The sequence below is a fragment of the Myxosarcina sp. GI1 genome (assembly GCF_000756305.1).
Taxonomy (GTDB): Bacteria; Cyanobacteriota; Cyanobacteriia; order Cyanobacteriales; family Xenococcaceae; genus Myxosarcina.
Genome location: NZ_JRFE01000019.1, coordinates 202,678 through 220,277, shown reverse-complemented (window position 1 = coordinate 220,277; position 17,600 = coordinate 202,678). Strand labels below are relative to the sequence as shown.

At 40.3% G+C, this 17,600-nt stretch carries 13 protein-coding genes and 1 pseudogene; 6 read left to right on the top strand and 8 right to left on the bottom strand.

Annotated elements, in window-relative coordinates; all coding sequences use genetic code 11:
* Positions 1-151: 151 nt before the first annotated feature.
* Entirely contained in the window at positions 152-1,006 is an 855-nt protein-coding gene (locus tag KV40_RS15085) for a cyanophycinase (protein WP_052055657.1), read from the bottom strand.
* Positions 1,007-1,319: 313 nt separating this feature from the next.
* Between KV40_RS15085 and KV40_RS15080 the strand changes: the two genes are divergently transcribed.
* On the top strand, positions 1,320-3,236 hold the full coding sequence (locus KV40_RS15080; protein ID WP_036483037.1) for a cyanophycin synthetase: 1,917 nt from the start codon (positions 1,320-1,322) through the stop codon (positions 3,234-3,236).
* 134 nt (positions 3,237-3,370) lie between these two features.
* Here KV40_RS15080 and KV40_RS15075 read toward each other — a convergent pair whose 3' ends face one another.
* Positions 3,371-4,009, bottom strand: coding sequence for a calcium-binding protein (locus KV40_RS15075; RefSeq protein WP_036483036.1), 639 nt, complete (start codon positions 4,007-4,009; stop codon positions 3,371-3,373).
* Positions 4,010-4,547: 538 nt separating this feature from the next.
* Between KV40_RS15075 and KV40_RS15070 the strand changes: the two are divergent.
* Positions 4,548-4,884 (top strand): annotated as a pseudogene (locus KV40_RS15070) (hypothetical protein).
* Positions 4,885-4,988: 104 nt separating this feature from the next.
* Complete coding sequence (locus KV40_RS15065; protein ID WP_036483035.1) at positions 4,989-5,726, top strand: phosphatase PAP2 family protein; 738 nt, start codon at positions 4,989-4,991, stop codon at positions 5,724-5,726.
* 104 nt (positions 5,727-5,830) lie between these two features.
* Here KV40_RS15065 and hisH read toward each other — a convergent pair whose 3' ends face one another.
* A complete protein-coding gene (gene hisH, locus KV40_RS15060) occupies positions 5,831-6,475 on the bottom strand; it encodes an imidazole glycerol phosphate synthase subunit HisH (protein WP_036483033.1) in 645 nt (214 codons plus the stop codon).
* A 210-nt stretch (positions 6,476-6,685) separates the two neighbouring features.
* Here hisH and KV40_RS15055 point away from each other — a divergent pair, with 210 nt between their 5' ends.
* A complete protein-coding gene (locus KV40_RS15055; RefSeq protein WP_036483031.1) occupies positions 6,686-7,648 on the top strand; it encodes an aldo/keto reductase in 963 nt (320 codons plus the stop codon).
* Positions 7,649-8,000: 352 nt separating this feature from the next.
* On the opposite strand, the gene KV40_RS15050 is transcribed toward KV40_RS15055, so the two are convergent.
* From KV40_RS15050 to KV40_RS32195, 3 genes are all read right to left on the bottom strand, one after another.
* Complete coding sequence (locus KV40_RS15050) at positions 8,001-8,204, bottom strand: hypothetical protein (RefSeq protein ID WP_036483030.1); 204 nt, start codon at positions 8,202-8,204, stop codon at positions 8,001-8,003.
* A 327-nt stretch (positions 8,205-8,531) separates the two neighbouring features.
* Positions 8,532-8,906, bottom strand: a complete 375-nt coding sequence (locus KV40_RS15045; RefSeq protein WP_036483028.1) for a response regulator — start codon at positions 8,904-8,906, stop codon at positions 8,532-8,534.
* Between the two features lie 50 nt (positions 8,907-8,956).
* The gene (locus KV40_RS32195; RefSeq protein WP_172657291.1) at positions 8,957-13,069 is read right to left on the bottom strand and encodes a PAS domain S-box protein; all 4,113 of its coding nucleotides are present in this window, start codon (positions 13,067-13,069) and stop codon (positions 8,957-8,959) included.
* Between the two features lie 410 nt (positions 13,070-13,479).
* On the opposite strand from KV40_RS32195, the gene KV40_RS15030 reads away from it, so the two are divergent.
* Positions 13,480-13,659, top strand: coding sequence for a DUF2949 domain-containing protein (locus tag KV40_RS15030; RefSeq protein ID WP_036483026.1), 180 nt, complete (start codon positions 13,480-13,482; stop codon positions 13,657-13,659).
* 9 nt (positions 13,660-13,668) lie between these two features.
* Positions 13,669-14,070, top strand: coding sequence for a hypothetical protein (locus KV40_RS15025; protein ID WP_036483024.1), 402 nt, complete (start codon positions 13,669-13,671; stop codon positions 14,068-14,070).
* Between the two features lie 27 nt (positions 14,071-14,097).
* On the opposite strand, the gene KV40_RS15020 is transcribed toward KV40_RS15025, so the two are convergent.
* Positions 14,098-15,885: a response regulator gene (locus KV40_RS15020; protein ID WP_036483022.1), complete on the bottom strand. Its 1,788-nt coding sequence runs from the start codon at positions 15,883-15,885 to the stop codon at positions 14,098-14,100.
* Between the two features lie 460 nt (positions 15,886-16,345).
* Entirely contained in the window at positions 16,346-17,566 is a 1,221-nt protein-coding gene (locus KV40_RS15015; protein ID WP_036483020.1) for a M20 family metallopeptidase, read from the bottom strand.
* Positions 17,567-17,600: the final 34 nt, after the last annotated feature.

Sequence of the window (17,600 nt, the reverse complement as noted above, 5' to 3'; positions counted from 1 at the left end):
ACTAGCAATTTTTCGTCTTTTCTTTCCTTTGCTCCTCTAAAAGATCGATATTTAGGAAGGTTTGCTCAAACATTTCTTTAAATAGACTTTCTCAAATGCGGCGATCGCATTTACTCTACCGAGCTATGTTAAGAGCGATCGCCAATTTGAGTTAGCAAACACAATCTCGTTGCTTGAGACTAAATCGATAGCCATCGGGTAAAATGTGCAGTTTGGCACCACAAATTGCCAAAGCCTCATCGTGCAAAGATTCGTCAACGTTAGTATGAGACAAATCGGCAAGATCGATAATTGTCACGCCACCTTCACCTATAACTCTTACTTCATCGCCATTAACGATAATTGCAGTATTTTCATCAATACCAATTCCTAGCATGGAAGGTTGTTGAATTAAAGTTGATACCAGCCTTCCCAATCTTCCTCTTTGAGAGAAGTGCTGATCGATCGCCACTCCCGAGAGAAAACCCATACCTGGTTCTAAAGTTACAGTTTCCAAACGTGGATGAGTTTCGGCATCTCCCTCAACGATCATAGTTTCAGGCATCATTGCCGCACCCGCACTAGTTCCGCCAATTACCAAACCGCTGTCGAACTTTTGGTGTAATAAGCGATCGATTTCAGTATCTTTAAGCAAATCAGTAATGCGAGCCTGATCGCCACCAGTAAAGAATACGCCAGTCGCTTGCTGTATAATCTCTATGTCTCTAGAGTTTTCAGCATCTTCGCGCCTTTCGGTATCGACAATATCTACTCTTTTAGCACCAAATCTTTCAAAAATATCTCTGTAAGTCGCTCCTACTTCTCCTGGCAAACTTGTAGCCACAGTCATTACTACCAACTGAGCTTCTCTACCCCCAGAAAGTCGAACAAATTCGCGCAAGATGGTACATTCTCTTTCTTTATCTTCTGCACCGCCAATAATGATTAGTTGTCCCTGTTTCTGCGATCCTGAAACGGAGCTTTCTATTTCTTCACGATCTTGTTTGTTTTTAGTAATTGCGACCATAGTTACCTACCAATGGCAAAAATAATTAATAATTAAAGTAAAACATATTTGCCAATCGCTTCCTTGTTTCTTTAGATATATTTTGCTGTTTTACCAAAAATTTAAAAAGATATAGCTAAATTTTGTAGTTTTTAAAGCCAATATCAATTGTTAGTTTAGCGATCCCCATATTTATATTTTGTTGTAAAACATTTGAAATTTAATTTTTTGTAGATTCTCGAATACGTCAATTGAAATATTACTAACCTCAGATAGAGGCAACTGTACTGTTTCGCTGGTACTTTAGATCGGTGTTGCTTAAAGTCAAATCGAGATGCTCACAGAAAATACTGCCGAAGTTGTTCGCGTTAATGCCAGAAATACAGATATTTTTGACCTGTTTAATATCAGACAATATGTCGGGGCAAATCCCTATCTAAATCGTGCTGCGGTGGTATTTGACTTGGCTCTAACCAAATTCGGTCAACCTTTACCAATAGAAAAATACTTGGCTATTATCGGCGATCGCTACCCTCATTTATTAGAAGCTCAATACAAGTCTCACGGGGAATTATTTGCTCGTACGGTATCAGAAGTCAATCAACTGGACATGGATTTGCACCTTAAGAGTTGGAGTATACGAGAAGAGGCAAACTACCAGAGAATTGCCATTGAATCGTTACATCAGCGTACTACCAGAGAAGTAATTTATTGCGTTTGGGATTGGTTTGAAGCGATCGAACGAGGAGATGACTTTAATATTGCCGAGCAAATTGTTTCTTTACAACAGGTATTTCGCTCCTCGGTTTATGGAGGTCCGACGGTTTACGCCTTATTAAGATCTGCCAATGCTAAAAAAATTCCTGCTTTTTATTTGTGGGATGAAAGATTGATGCAGTATGGCTACGGCAAACAGCAAATTCGCGGAATTGCTACGACCTTCGATGCCGATAGTCATTTAGATTCTGATTTTACGACTCTCAAAGATGACTGCAAAAGATTTTTAGCAGAGTTAGGATTTCCAGTACCCCAGGGTGATGTAGTAGTAAGTTGGCAAGAAGCGGGAGAAGTAGCGGCAGAACTTGGCTATCCTCTGGCGGTAAAACCAGTCTCTGGTCATAAAGGAATTGGCGTGACTGCTGACGTGCAAAACGAAGTCGAATTAGAAACAGCTTATTTACGTGCGGTAGCTTCCGTACCAGAAGAAGAACGAGCCAGTATTATTATCGAAAATAGCATCGCGGGACATGATTTTCGCCTACTCTGCGTCAATGGTAGATTTGTTGCCGCGATCGAACGACAACCAGCTTTTGTAATTGGAGATGGAATCAGTACAATTGGCGAATTAATCGAACGGGAAAATCGTTCGTCTCAGCGGAGCGACACGCCTACCTCGCCGATGGGTAAAATTCAAACCGATGAAGCGATGCACCGTTATTTAGAAGAGCAAAATTTAGACTTAGATAGCGTTGTCGATCGCGATCGCGCCGTATACTTGCGTAAAGTTGCCAATCTCTCTTCGGGAGGATTTAGTATTGATGCCACCAATCGAGTTCACCCCGATAATATTATTTTGGCGCAAGACATCGCCCAGCATTTTCGCCTGACCTGTCTGGGAATCGATGTGATTACTAAAGATATTTCGGTTTCCTGGAAAGAAGGTAATTTTGGTATTATTGAAATTAACGCCGCTCCTGGAGTTTATATGCACCTCAATCCTGCGATCGGCGAACCAGTTGATGTTACTTCTCGTATTTTAGAAACCTTTTTCAAGTCTGGTGATGATGCCAGGATTCCCATTGTTACCTTCAATCGCGTTACTCTGCGAGAGTTACAAAAGTTGAGCGATCGCATTTTGACTTTTCATCCTGATTGGGTAGTAGGTGCGGTATGTCGCGAAGGTATTTTAATCAATCGCTCTGAAAAAGTACTCAATCGTTACTACAACTGCAACATTCTCAATTTGCTACGCAACCCCAAACTAAATATTTTAATTGCTGAATACGATGAAGAAGAATTAGAAAGAGAAGGAATGTTTTACTATGGCAGCGATTTAGTGGTATTAGACAATCCTTCTGAAACCGAAATGATGTTAGCTCGCGATGTTTTTACCGACTCAACTATAGTAATCAAGCAAGACAATCAAATAACTATCAAACGCCAAGGTTTACTCGAACAATACGAATTAGAGTCGGGAGAGTTATTAGAAGGAGTTTATTTAAAAGAAATTGCCAATATCCTTGAAAAATAAGCTTTTTAGGATTGAGAGTAAGATAACAAAATAGCCCCATAAGGCAACTTACAGGGCTAAATTAGCGACTAATATAAGCCAAAATAACGATTTTAGTTAGTAAATTCGACAAGGCTTTGTATTATTGTGTAGTTTTAAAATAAAACAATATCTAAGTCAGTAGCAAAATCGTTAGGCACATTTTCTAAAGTAGCGAATTGAGTTCCATCAAACGATAAAGCACCAGTGTGATAATCGTATTCAAATTCGTGAGTTGAAGAAGCTCCAAAACCATAAGAGTCTATCTCAATAATATCTCCTTCTTGCCAATTAAAGTCTGCGATTGTATCAATTCCTTCATCAAGTTCATAGAAGCTAAAGGTATCAGCCCCTTTACCTCCGTAGAGATAATCATCGCCTTTACCTCCGTAAAGATAATCATCGCCTTTACCTCCATCTAAGTAATCATCGCCTTTACCTCCATCTAACCAATCATGCCCCTTGTCTCCGTAGAGATAATCATCGCCTTTACCTCCGTAGAGATTGTCATGACCTTTACCTCCATCTAACCAATCATGACCTTTATCTCCGTATAAGTAATCGTCGCCTTTATCTCCGTAGAGATAATCATCGCCTTTACCACCCTCTAACCAATCATGATCCTTACCTCCATCTAACCAATCATGACCTTTATCTCCATATAAGTAATCGTCGCCTTTGTATCCATAAATATAGTCGTCGTGCTTGCTGCCTTCGATTACATTGTTTTTGTTGTTACCGTAGTAAGTTCCCATTGTTTTTTTCTCCTGTTTTAAGTTGATTTGTTTTGTTCTGTATTTCTATACGATCGAAGGAGAAAAATTATGCAAAAAAATGATTTTGATAATAAATAAAAAATATTGGCTTATTTTAAATGTTTTTTATGCTTTATTGGCTTTATTTAACTTACGCTAAATCTATGGCACTCGGTGTGGTTGCCACTGGTTGAAGCTAGTAGCATTTTTACGAGTAATACGTACAACATATTTGTTCTTCTTGTAGATATTACTTGTCCTGCAAAAAATTAAGACAAACAGTAACGGTTGATGAAAAGTATCGATCGCCTCGACGCAACTATGGGTCAAAATACTATTACTTTTGCCGTTGCAGAAATTGAAAAATCTTAAGCGACTAGAAAAGACAAAGTAAGTCCGAGATACACGACCTGTTGAAGCGAACTCCCTATAGTTAGAGCTGCTTTGATTAACCAAACTATGCTTTAGACTTGCTATCTGTTCGATATGTTTACTTATTTGGGAAATCTAAAATTGTAAAACGCATATATTTAAGAACATGGGATTGTTGATTAGGTTGGTTGGTTTAGCTTTATTACTATTAGGGATATATTTTTTAGGGCAAAATATTTATTTTTCAACTAATTCTTATCCATATTGGTGGCGTGGTATAGCTGCTGATGCTTCTATTTGGTTTCTCACAGCAGGTGTTTTAATGTTTTTTGTTTTAAAGAAACAAATTTTTGAGTGGTATAGCAATATGCATTGGAATTTTACTAATTTTTGCCAGCAGTAGAGCTATTTTAAATCCTACGAGCTTATGGCAATTCGTCCTATCTTTAGCTTGTTTTTTCGGAGGTTATCAACTATTTACTACTGGTCGCCTCAATATTTAGGTTTAACGTCGCTATTGATTGCAAAAGATAAAAATTTAGAAACATTGTTGTTACAGTCAATACCTTGTTGATAACTACCAAAATATAATTTGTTTTTTAAGATTATGTCCGCAAGACAATACCAATGGCTCATTGCTCGAACAGCAACAGACGTTACTCAAAGATTTTGGCATTCGGCAAAAGCAATTCCTGCTAAAGCCTGGCAGCGTTGGGCTATTACTCTAGCAGTTGGTTTGGGGATATGTATGCTAATTATGTTTGTAGCAACTCGTTGGGCAATGAGCGCAGAAGGTCTACAAGCGTGGGACGAGCAAATGCTCTTAAAAATCGACAAACACTTTCCTATGAGTTTTAACAAAGGTGTTACCTGGCAATCTCCAGGAAATTTAGTGGGTATGCTACCAGTAGTAATTGCTTTTGCTGCTCTAACTTCTTGGTTTTCGCGACCGTTAATTGCAGCGACGACAGCGATCGCCTACGTGCTACAATTTGCTATCGTTTGGGTTGGTTGGGGAATTTGGAATCGCGATCGCCCCAATTTAATTGCCAACGGTCTAGCTGCACCAGGGTTACACTCTTTTCCATCTGGACATGCGGTTGTAGTAACTGTAGTCTATGGTTTTTTATTTTATCTTTGGTTTCGATCTTCCCATAGTTGGTTAGAGCGATTAATTGTTATTGTTTTCGCTTTAGTCTGGATTGGTTTAATTTCGATGTCGCGGTTGGTGCTTGGCGCACATTGGCCCAGCGATCTAATTGCAGGACTGGCAATTGCTTTGCTATGGCTGGCGTTTGTTATTTTAGCTGTCAGACAAGCTGAAACTTATATTAAGTTACATTAGGTTATGCTGTAGCTCTTCGCAGAAAAACTTTCTACGAGCAAATAAATAAAAGAATTTTAGCTATAAAAACGCGATCGCAATTTGTCTTATTTAGCCAATAACTGCTATACGCTACTAACCATCTGATACTGTTCTACTAAAGCCACGAAGTTTGATAGAATTTGCAGCCCGTTATCTGAAGACTTTTCGGGGTGAAATTGAACCGCCATTAAATTATCGCGAGCGATCGCCGCAGTGACCGTTTGCGTACCGTGAGTTACGGTTGCGGCATTTATACTAGAATCTAGCGGATCGACATAAAAAGAATGAACGAAATAAACGTAGGGATTTGGGTTTAACTGCTGCCAAAGGGGAAGCTGGGGCTGTATCAAGTCTAGTTGATTCCAACCCATGTGGGGAATAGTAATTTCTGGTTCTCTTTTAAAGTGCCGTACCATTCCCGCAACAATACCCAAGCCAGATTCTGTTCCTTCCTCAGAACCCTCAAAAAGAATTTGCAAACCCAAACAAATACCCAAAAACGGTTTTCCCTGGGCGATCGCCTGTTTGATTGGTGCTTCTAAATTCCGCTCTCTAAGATGCCGCATCGCAGGATCGAATGCCCCAACTCCTGGCAAAACCACCGCATCTGCATTAAGTATTTTTGCGGCAGAATCAGTAATAGTAGGAGTTGCTCCTGCTTTTTCTAAGCCTTTACAAGCAGAATGAAGATTGCCCATGTCATAGTCAATGACAGCAATATTGGTCATAGTTAACTCCTTACTACATCAATCGCTCATTTACCTATTCTACAGATAACTTTTTTTCCTGTCTTTAGATGTGTGGCAGACTACAGCTTTCAATTGTCGATATTTTTTTCTCTAGCAAATTACCAGACCACTCAACCTTTAGGGGGATACCATATATTGAATTTTTCTAATTTAATCAAATAATAGTAGATTTTAAAATTAGAGAAAAATATGCCAGCTAATTCCCAAAATTCCTCAATGCTATATCGAGAACTAGGTAACACGGGCGAGAAAGTTTCTGTTATCGGACTTGGCGGTTGGCATCTCGGTTTAGATAAAGTTGACGAGCAACTAAGCCTCAAAATTATTCGTTCGGCGATCGATCGCGGCATTACTTTTATGGATAATAGCTGGGATTACAATGATGGAATTAGCGAAAAGCGAATGGGCAAAGCCCTTCGTGACGGCTATCGCGAAAAAGTCTTTTTAATGACCAAAATTGATGGTCGTTCCAAGCAAGAAGCCGCCAAGCAAATAGACGAGTCTTTGAGGCGTCTACAGGTAGACTGCATCGATCTCGTACAGCACCACGAAATTATTCGCTACGAAGATCCCCATCGAGTATTTGATGAGGGAGGCGCAAACGAAGCTTTTATTGAAGCAAAAGAAGCTGGCAAGCTGCGCTACATTGGATTTACGGGACACAAAGATCCTCAGATACACTTACATATGCTTGAAGTAGCAGCGAAACAAGGCTTTAAGTTTGATACGGTACAAATGCCTTTGAACGTAATGGATGCCCACTACCGAAGTTTCGCCCAGCTAGTCGTTCCAGAATTGGTCGAGCAAAATATTGGAATATTGGCGATGAAAACTATGGCAAACGGGATTCTGTTACGCTCTAATACCGCTACTCCTATTGAATGTCTGCATTACGCCCTCAATCTACCTACTTCAGTGGTAATAACGGGTATCGATAGTATGGAAATTCTCGACCAGGCATTTGAAGCGGTACGCACCTTCGAGTCAATGGACGAAAAGCAGGTGCAATCGTTGTTAGATAAAACCGCTGAGGCAGCGGCGACGGGAGAATTCGAGCCATTTAAAACTTCTTCTATTTTTGATAGCACTGCCCAAAATCCTCAGTGGTTGGGAGAAGAACCACAGCGACTCCAGCAGTTGATGCCGCAATAATAGACCTCTCGCACGAATCATCAAACTTGGTTGGGTATGAAGTCTGAAGTCACAGCGCATACGCAAGGGCGCGTGGCTTGAAACAGAGCCTAACGGCTCAAAGACGCTTTGCGGCGTATGCGCGAACGCGCTGTGTTCGAGCCCTTGTGCCGCCCGCGCATACGTCATGCCCTCCAGACTGCGCGGCTTTGAAGCAATAGCCTCTATATTTGCCCTTCTCCGAAGGGCTGTGTCTGAAATCAAAAACTAGTATCGAAAAAGTATATTTATGCAAGAAGTCTAATTTACCGTCCTTTTAAGACAAGGCTTTAGGCTTTAGCTTATGAAACGTCATCACTTCAAGCGGCAACGCCTATACAGATACTGGCTGGTTTTTATTTGATAAGCCAATGGATAAATTAACTATTTGTTTTTGAGGATAATATTTGTTTTCGATGATGGTTTCTAAATCTGGCATTTCTTGCCAACATCTACGACAAAACCAGTACTCACGATGACTACCAAAGTGATGTAGCATAGTACCAGAACAATTGGGACAAATAGGATGAGTTTTCATTTTTTTATCCGCTTTAAGTTAATTTAAATAGCTCGATCGCATTTGATTTTAAAGTCATAGCTCCAGCAAATTTTGTTTTATATCGAACTTGGTTTGCTAGTAATTTTTACGATCCCTTAAGCGATCGCTCGAATTTTGTCGCGTTAAACTTGCTTCAAGCTAATTTAAATCATAAATTTTAAATCTAAAGAACTTGTGAAGAAGTTTATAAATACGAAGATTTTGTATAGCGCAAAATGTTCTAGACTATAGTTTTTTAAAAAACTTTTTATTCTAAAATATCAATAAAATTATAGATGTAAAAATTAATAAATTGTAATTGTTTTGCTACCAACCAAGAAATCCAGAAATCTGACTTGCCAAAGTTAGAGAATCAAATGGTTTGAGAATTACACCTTTAGCACCAGCAGCGTAAAAGCGGCTGCGATCGCTGGCTTGAGCTTTAGCAGTAATAAAAATCGTGGGAATATGCTTGGTTTTAGGGTTATTTTGTAGCAGATTTAAAGTTTGCAACCCATCGAGTTTTGGCATCATGGCATCTAGCAAAATGGCATCTGGCTGTTCGGTTTCGGCAATTGCTATTCCTTCAATACCATTAGCTGCCGTCAGCATCTCCCAGTCAGCTTCGGTCTTGAGACAAAAACCAGCTAAAATTTTGATGTCTTCTTCATCGTCAATAAATAAAATACGTTTAGCACCCATGTTCTTCGGAAGTAAAAGTCGATTGCGGTTGAAATATTGCTATTGAAAGTTTACGAAGGGTTTTTTAGTTGAGGTAAAGTAAAGAAAAAAGTGCTGCCTCGACCATAAACACTTTTCACCCAAATTTTGCCGCCATGTTGTTCGACAATGTGACGGCAAATAGCCAAACCCAAGCCAGTACCGCCTTTTTGGCGGGAATCCGAAGCGTCTACTTGTTGAAAACGTTCAAAAATAGTTTCCAATTTATCTGCGGGAATTCCTCTACCTCGATCTTTAACTGCAAATAATACTTCATTACCTTGTAGTTTGACAGTTACTAATACTTTAGAGTTGGCAGCTGAAAACTTAATTGCGTTACTAAGGATGTTAATAGTTGTTTGAAGGATGCGATCGCGATCGACCCAGAGTTCAATCGAGGGAACGTTAGTTTCAATAACGACTTCATGTTCCCGAGCCATTGATTCTATAGTAGTTATTGCCTGCTCGATCAACTCGGCACTATTACACTGTTGGCATTCGAGCCGATCTTTTCCCGACTCCATACGTTCGAGATCGAGAAGATCGTTAACCAGACGCACCAGACGTTCGCTATTCCTCAAAGCCAGGGTTGCCATTTCTCTTCCCAAATCGGAAAGTTCGCCCAAACGATTGGCACATAATAATTTAATTATCCCATGAATCGAAGTTAGAGGAGTTCGCATTTCGTGACTGGCAACCGAAATAAACTCACTTTTCATCTTTTCTATTGCTTTGCGATCGCTAATATCTTCAGTCATGGAAAAAAATCCTTTGACCTCGCCGTCTGCATCAAAATCGGGAATATAAGTATTATTCAGCCAATAGCTATTGCCGCTTTCCCCAAGGGACTGAAGTTCAAAAGTGACCGCTTTTCCAGATAAAGCTGTTTTGATATAGGGAAGCATTTGTTGATAGGTGGCTTCTCCGACTAACTCTCTAATATGAAGTCCCAGCAAGGCAGAACGGGGTTTGCCAAACCAGGTTTCGTAGGTACGGTTGTTATAGCGATAGCACTGTCGGTCGTTGATATAAGCAATTAAAATTGGCAGAGCATTAGTAATCAGGTTTAGCTGTTCCTCACTGCGCTGGAGGATTTTTTCTGCCTGAATGCGATCGCTGATATCAATAATTGTTCCCCAAACTTTGAGCAGTTTGCCTCGACTATCAGTAGTAGGCTCGCCTCTCGATTCAAAATATTTTATTTTACCGTTAGGTAACAACCAGCGAAAGTTAAATTGCCAGGGTTCGCCATTTCTATGTCCTTTCTGAAGAGTATTTGTCACCAGCAGACAGTCATCTGGATGAATGCGAGATATAACTTCCGTGCAAGGTGGTATGGAGCGACTGTCGCTAAATCCTAAAATTATAAACAGTTCTTCCGACCAACTTATTTGTCGAGCGATCGAATCGTATTCCCAACTACCAATCTTGGCAATTTTTTCGGCTTTAGCCAGTAATGCTTGAGAAGCTTCTAGTTTTTCTTTAGCCTGCAGGCGTTCGGTAACATCTTTAATCATGACTGTGAACAGCATTCCCTCGCGAGTGGATAATTTAGCAATTGAAGCCTCGGCAGGAAATTCTTCGCCATTTTTACGCAGTCCAAATACCTTGCTGCTTCGTTCGTCTATTGAGCGTGCTGACTCTAAAGAGTTGCCAAACTTCTTAACGTGTTGCCTGTGTATCTGGCGGTAAGCTTGGGGCAAAAGCAAATCTAATGACTGTCCGATGATTTCGCAGGCTAGATAGCCAAAAATTTTCTCTGCACCTTGATTGAACATTTGAATCTGCTGTCGTTCGTCAATAGAAATAATTGCCTCATCGGCATTGTCTAAAATTCCCGCCAGCTTTTGCTGATTTTCTCTTAAAGCGGCTTCGGTTTGCTTGCGTTCGCTTATTTCTTCTTGCAACAGACTATTAATAGTAGTTAACTCAATAGTACGTTCTGCTACCGATTCTTCAAGATGATTGAGTAGTTGCGCTTGAGATATAGCTACCCCAATTTGGTCTGCCAAACGAATTAATAGCTCTATTTCGTTTTGTTGCCACTGCCGCGCTTGGTAACATTGATGTGTTACTAAAAGTCCTTTAAGTTGGTTTTGACTGAGAATGGGTACGACTAATTTAGCTTTAATTTCAAACTGCGCTAATAGCTGTTTGATGTCAAAAGAAATTGATGCGGTAGCTAAATCGTCAATGGCTAAAATTTCTCCCTGGCGATATTTAGGCAAATACTGACCGACAGCATTAGCACCGTCCTTCGAGGGCAGGGTCGCGTCCTCACCGACCAGAAGCGGATCGGCAAGCTTGTAACCCAGCATGGGTGGTAGTTCGGGTAAAAGCGATTCGCTAATCGGTATTGCAGTATGATTTGGGAGTACTTTGACAATCAAAACCCGATCGCAAGCCAGAAGTTGCTGAACTTCGGTAACCGTAGTCTGTAATATTTCATCTAGTTCGATCGACATCCGAATTTTGCGAGTTACTTCTGCTAGCAACCTGGTTTGCTGATATTGATGTTCTAATTGATTCCAAACTTTTCGCTGTTCGGTAACATCAATTCCCGTAGCAACGATATATTCTATTTTGCCCTCAGCATCGAATAAAACGGTATTAGACCAGGAAATTAAATGGCGAGAGCCATCTTTAGCCAGCCAAAAGTTTTCATAGCGATCGGTTATTTGACCTGCTAGTAGTCGCTCGAATACGGCTCTAACCGCCGATTTTTCTTCGGGAGCGATCAAAAAATCCCATACTTGTTTTCCTTCAACCTCGGCAAACGTATATCCTGTAATTTGTTCGCAGGTATAATTGAAGCGAATTATCCTTCCCAGGCGATCTAAGATAGCTATTAATGCCCCTACAGTATCGATTACGGCATTAGAAAAATCTCGTTCTTGTTTTAGTTCGATCTCTGCCTGTTTGCGATCGCTAATGTCGGTATGGGAACCAGCCATACGGATGACATTACCTGCTTTATCCCATAATGCCTGTCCCCGATCTAAAATCCATTTATAGCTACCGTCTTGGCACAACATTCGATGCTCGGTAATGTAAAACGGAATTTTTTTGGCAAAATGGTCTTGAATGACCCGGGTTACCCAGTCTAGATCTTCTGGATGCACTCGTTTAGTCCATTCTTCTAGATTATTGCCAATTTCAGCTTCGCTATACCCCAGCATTTCTTTCCAACGACGAGAGAAAAAAACCTGGTTAGTATTGACGTTCCAGTCCCAAATGCCATCATTGGCTCCTTTCAAAGCTAGCTGCCATCTCGATTCACTTTCTATTAAAGCTAGCTCGAATTTCTTCCGCTCGGTAATATCTATGGCCGCCGCACACACTATCTTTTCTATCCCATAAGCTTCTGCCGTCCACAATAGCCAGCGATAGTCACCGTTTTTAGTACGATAGCGATTTTCAAAAGAAGTTGTAGTTTTTCCTGTAATTAAACTTTCAAATTCGGCTATGGTTGCAGTACGATCTTCAGGGTGAACGAAGTTAATAAACGGTACGGCAAATAGCTCATCTTGTGTAAAGCCGAGAATCTTAGTAAAAGCAGCATTGAGGCGTTGGAAATAGCCATCAAAACTAGCAATACAAAGCATACTAGGATTGATATTTAAAAACCGCTTCCACTCTCTATCTGGTTGCCAGCATTCGCTGCAATTTTTGTTATTTGGCTCATTATCTCGGTCGATCTCGTTCCTACTAGACTCTGGCTGGACTGGATTGAGAGACTGAAGCAGTCGGCAAACATCGAGTACGCCAATTAATTTTTGCTCGTCGTCTACAACTGGCAGATAGCTATATAAATGGTGTTTTACGAACGACAAAACCGATTCAATGCCGTCACATTGCGATCGCATTATCGTCGTAACTGGTTGAGTCATTACCGCAGCCACAGCTGTAGTTGTTAGCTCGACTTCAGTGGCGATCGCTCGAACTAAGTCGCTTTTGGTAAAAATTCCTACTAACTGCTCTGCTGTTACTACTAAGACACAATCCGAGCGATTATTTTTATTTTGCTGCTGTCTATGAATTGAAGCTACAACGTTTGCCAGTAAAGTATCTGGTTCGACAACTAAAGGCGGGCGATCGATAAACTGTTCCAAATTGTATGAATTAGGCAGACGCTCATGCTGCATTATAAATCGAGCAGAATTTAAATTAGACATTAGAATCTGAAAAGTTAGCCGAGAAACTCAATCTGGCAGTTCTCATTTGAACGATCGCAGTTAATACTTTGGTTTTTTTGTTAGTAGGTATGGGTTAGTCGTTTGAAAATTCGATTATAGCGACGTTTTTAGCCAATATCAGCCTACTAATTAGATACTTTAATAAGTCTAAAATTTGCTTTAAGTTCTTAACATGAAGAAAGATTTTGTATGAGATGTAATTACTCTAGTTTACAATCGATAGCCCTAAGAAATTAGAAGGTAATTACATAATTTAAATTTGAGTTTATTTTTCTGTTCTTCACAAGTTCCTCATTGTTTTGATTTAATCTGTCCTGAAAACGAATAAATACTTTTTTCGAGTATTAGGGATATCGGTAATGTTGGAGCAACTAATTAATTTTCTTAAATCGGAGTTGAAAATTTCTGCCGAAGCAATATCGCTGGCGCGAAAAACCGCTCCTGTAGAACCACATATATTACCGATAGTTCTCTGGCAATATGGACTGCTTGATAAAAAACAACTAGACCTTGTATTTGATTGGTTAGAAATAGCTTAGTCAAGAATAATGAAAACTCACACTCAATATTTGTACTCTTTTGCTAATGCTAGCCTCACTCTTAACGTTATTCAGCATCTGCATAATTACTATCGACTCAATCTAAACTCAGTAACAGTAATCAACACCATCGATCGCTGGCTAATTAATATCAACCTGAAAAATTCTATAGACATCGAATCTGCCAAAAATCTCCAGGCTGTTTTGAACGAAATGGGTGTTTCCTGTCAACCACCAGTACGAATAGAATTAGCACTCAAGCAGCTAGCTGCTGGAGATTCGCCAACCGCAGTCATGAATCGTTATCGAGTAGTAATTGTGGCGTACGGTCAACCAGAATTGGAAGAAGTTGATATTTTCCGCAAGCAAATTATTGCCAGATTGGGTTACTGTCCGCAGAATATGGTTTGACAAGAGGGGCAAGGCAGCGCCTTACTTCTAATGCTGACGATTAAACTGGCTGCGTCGCAGGCGATTTAAAATACGGCTGGCTAATTCCGAAGCGATGACTGGTTTGACCAGATAATCATCTGCACCAATTGCAAAGGCTTGATGTTCGGTTTTTTTATCTTGGTGTACGGTTAAAAATAAAACTGGTAAATGCTGCCAGCGGCGATCGCTGCGTAAGACCTGGCATAGTTCGATACCGCTAATTTCTGGCATTTCTACATCTAATACCAGCAAATCTGGTTTGACTGCTTCTAAAACCTGCCAAAACTGTGTCGGTCTATCTAAGGTAGTTAATTCAAATCCCCAAGGTGCCAGAGATATTTCCAACGATAGTAAAACCTGTGGGTCATCATCAACAATCAATATTTTGGCGGTAGTTCCCGTACTCTTAATTAGTTCGACGACAGAGGTAATTGCGGTACTAGGTGTTATTGAATTTTGTAAGATCGAACTTCCCCCTTTACGAACTATCTCCAATCGGTCTAGTAACTTAGCCTCTTTGACAATAATGGCAATTGGCAACTGAGGCTTTTGTTGATGTAGCTGTTCGAGAAACTCTAAATCTTCTCCGTCGGGAAAAATAATTTTGTATAACACCGCAGTAGGTGATTCCTGGGTAATTATTTCTTTAGCTCGAATTAAATTAGCTGCAGTATAAACATTCATACCACTGTTCTTCGCTTCGGTAACTAACTGCTGCCGAAATTTTGTATCGCGATCGATAATTAATAGTGAAATATTTTTTTCCAGGGTTTCTCTGACTATCTCTTCAAAAGGCTGATGCTGTAATTCGAGCTTGAGTGCTAGGAGCGGTTCGCTTACTCGTTTGACTTCTAAAGGCTCTTTTTCTAATAAATTTTCTAGTTGTTTGGCAATTTGCGAGCCTTTGGGGAAGCCCAATACACCCAAAGAACCTGCAAGCTTGTGTGCCACACTTTTTGCTTCGGCATATAATTCTGTAGTGCTTCTCTCTTCTCCTAGTGCGGCAGCAAAATTCTCTAAAATGGCAATTCTTTGGAAAGCTACATCCTTAAATTTTTCCCAAGCATGAATAATATGCTCGGGGTAGTTGGATGTGCCTTTTGATGCCTGTGTTGGCTCGGGAATGGCTTTGAGACGATAGCCAATACCATAAACTGTGGTAATTGTATCTTTAGCCATACCAGCTGCCTTTAGTTTGTGACGCAAGCCTTTAATATGAGTTCTAACTGCCTCTTCCCCTGGAGGATCTTCACCCGCCCAAAGATTTTCGATAATCGCGCCAGGACTAAAAACCTGTTGCGGATGTCGCATAAAAAGCTCTATAAGCCCATATTCCTTGGGTGTGAGCAGCAAAAGCTGCTGTCGATATTTAACTTCATAAGTTTTGGGGTTGAGACTCAAATCTTGCCACTGTAATATAGGCGAGGCTACATGAATTTCTCGTCTTAATAATGCCCGAATTCTGGCGGTAAGTTCGTCAAAATTGAAGGGTTTGACTACATAGTCATCTGCACCCGCATCCAATCCTCTTACTTTATCACTGTGGCGATCGCGTGCGGTTAATAAAATAATTGGCATTTCGTAGCCTTTGGTTCTGATTTTTTGACACAGGGTAATTCCCTCTGTGTCGGGAAGTATCCAGTCTAAAACTACCAAATCGTAGTCAAACAGCAAAATAAATTCCCAGCCCATCTCTCCATTGCTGGCAATATCGACAGCATAATGCTGCTCGATTAATTTATCTGCCAAAATTTCCATTAACTGTTCGTCGTCATCAATTAATAAAATTCTCATTAGCTGTGGAAGAAAATACAAATCGAGCGGAAATTCAAATCTCAAATAATAACTAAAATCGATTCTATTTGCTGCGATCGCCCGATCTAAAAATTAAGCAGTAATATTTTTTATCTGCTTGCGAGCGATTGAAATATGTCTATAGGAATATTGGTTATGGCAAAAAAGTCTTCCAATTTTTAGGTCAAAAAAATTGTAACGATGTAAGCTGAGACTTACTCAAGCAGACGCTCGCTCAAACTTTTAATAATAGCCACAAGTCAGTTGAGATGTGTTTTGTGAAAATTAATTTATTATTGGTGTTCTATTCAACTGAAAATCGCTGTAAAATTTGTTTTATTCATAACTCTCAATTATTATCAGCTAACTTTAAATTAGATTCACTTACTCAAACTACCTATTGCTTGACAAAACTATCATACCAGTAACCTTCTATTTCTTCAGAACTAGTCGATCTGGCTTAATTATCTAAAAACTTTTCAACACAACGCACAAAGATTTCTACACCCATAGGAAGAGCGGTTTCATCAAAATCAAAACGCGGATGGTGGTGAGGATATGCTAGATCTTTTTCTGGATTGGCAGCACCTAAAAAGAAATAGCAGCCAGGTACTTGCTGCAAAAAGAAAGCCATATCTTCACCGCCCATAGTTTGGCATTCTGGTACGACTCCGACGGGTGTTTCTACTATTTGAGTGGCAACAGAACGCACTAGTTCGGCGATCGCACTATCATTAACTGTAGGTGGATATAGTCGCCAGTAATCTAGTTCGTATTTTGCGCCGTGACTCTGGCAGATACCAGCAACAATTGCCTCAATTCTATTGCCAAAATAATTTTCTAACTCTGGTTTAAAATATCGCACCGTACCGCTCATTCTGGCGGTATCGGCAATAATGTTATGTGCGGTACCTGCATGAAGTTCGCCCACAGTAACCACTGCCGAATCTAACGGATTGAGATTACGTGCCACTATAGTCTGTAAGGCATTGACAATCTGACTGGCAACTAAGACTGAATCTATAGTTTGGTCGGGCATCGCGCCATGTCCGCCTTTACCAAGAATAGTACAGCGAAAACATTCGACAGCCGCCATTAATGCCCCCTCTCGAACGCCTACGGTACCTAAAGGAAGATTGTTCCATAAGTGTAGACCAACTATTGCATCGACATCGGGGTTATGTAATACTCCTGCTTCAATCATTGGTTTTGCACCACCAGGACCTTCTTCGGCTGGTTGAAAGATAATTTTGACCGTTCCCGTAAAGGCTTGTTGATGCTGAGATAAGTAGTATGCCGTACCTAGCGCGATCGCTACGTGACCGTCATGTCCGCAGGCATGCATTTTACCATCGTGTTGCGATCGATAGGGAACTTCATTTTCTTCTTGAATGGGTAAGGCATCCATATCGGCGCGAATTGCCAAGACTTTATTTGAGCCTTCTTTACTACCTTTTATCGTCGCAACGATACCCGTTTCGGCAATGTTTGTTTGATGGTCGATCTGCCATTCCCGTAGCTTACTAGCAATAAAATCGGCTGTTATTCGCTCTTGAAAACCTAATTCTGGCTTTTGGTGCAGCTTGCGCCGCCATGCTACTAATTGCGACTGTAAATTACGAATTTCTAAACGAACCTGTGATAAATTGACGGAATTGGGATTGGGTACGGTAAAAACCATTAGTTTTAAATTAAAATACTTTTACTTATATTTT

Bases quoted from the DNA above. Each gene is read 5' to 3' on its own strand.
- KV40_RS15085 (WP_052055657.1), bottom strand. From the start codon at position 1,006: ATGGTCGCAATTACTAAAAACAAACAAGATCGTGAAGAAATAGAAAGC.
- KV40_RS15080 (WP_036483037.1), top strand. From the start codon at position 1,320: ATGCTCACAGAAAATACTGCCGAAGTTGTTCGCGTTAATGCCAGAAAT.
- KV40_RS15075 (WP_036483036.1), bottom strand. From the start codon at position 4,009: ATGGGAACTTACTACGGTAACAACAAAAACAATGTAATCGAAGGCAGC.
- KV40_RS15065 (WP_036483035.1), top strand. From the start codon at position 4,989: ATGTCCGCAAGACAATACCAATGGCTCATTGCTCGAACAGCAACAGAC.
- hisH (WP_036483033.1), bottom strand. From the start codon at position 6,475: ATGACCAATATTGCTGTCATTGACTATGACATGGGCAATCTTCATTCT.
- KV40_RS15055 (WP_036483031.1), top strand. From the start codon at position 6,686: ATGCCAGCTAATTCCCAAAATTCCTCAATGCTATATCGAGAACTAGGT.
- KV40_RS15050 (WP_036483030.1), bottom strand. From the start codon at position 8,204: ATGAAAACTCATCCTATTTGTCCCAATTGTTCTGGTACTATGCTACAT.
- KV40_RS15045 (WP_036483028.1), bottom strand. From the start codon at position 8,906: ATGGGTGCTAAACGTATTTTATTTATTGACGATGAAGAAGACATCAAA.
- KV40_RS32195 (WP_172657291.1), bottom strand. From the start codon at position 13,069: ATGCAGCATGAGCGTCTGCCTAATTCATACAATTTGGAACAGTTTATC.
- KV40_RS15030 (WP_036483026.1), top strand. From the start codon at position 13,480: ATGTTGGAGCAACTAATTAATTTTCTTAAATCGGAGTTGAAAATTTCT.
- KV40_RS15025 (WP_036483024.1), top strand. From the start codon at position 13,669: ATGAAAACTCACACTCAATATTTGTACTCTTTTGCTAATGCTAGCCTC.
- KV40_RS15020 (WP_036483022.1), bottom strand. From the start codon at position 15,885: ATGAGAATTTTATTAATTGATGACGACGAACAGTTAATGGAAATTTTG.
- KV40_RS15015 (WP_036483020.1), bottom strand. From the start codon at position 17,566: ATGGTTTTTACCGTACCCAATCCCAATTCCGTCAATTTATCACAGGTT.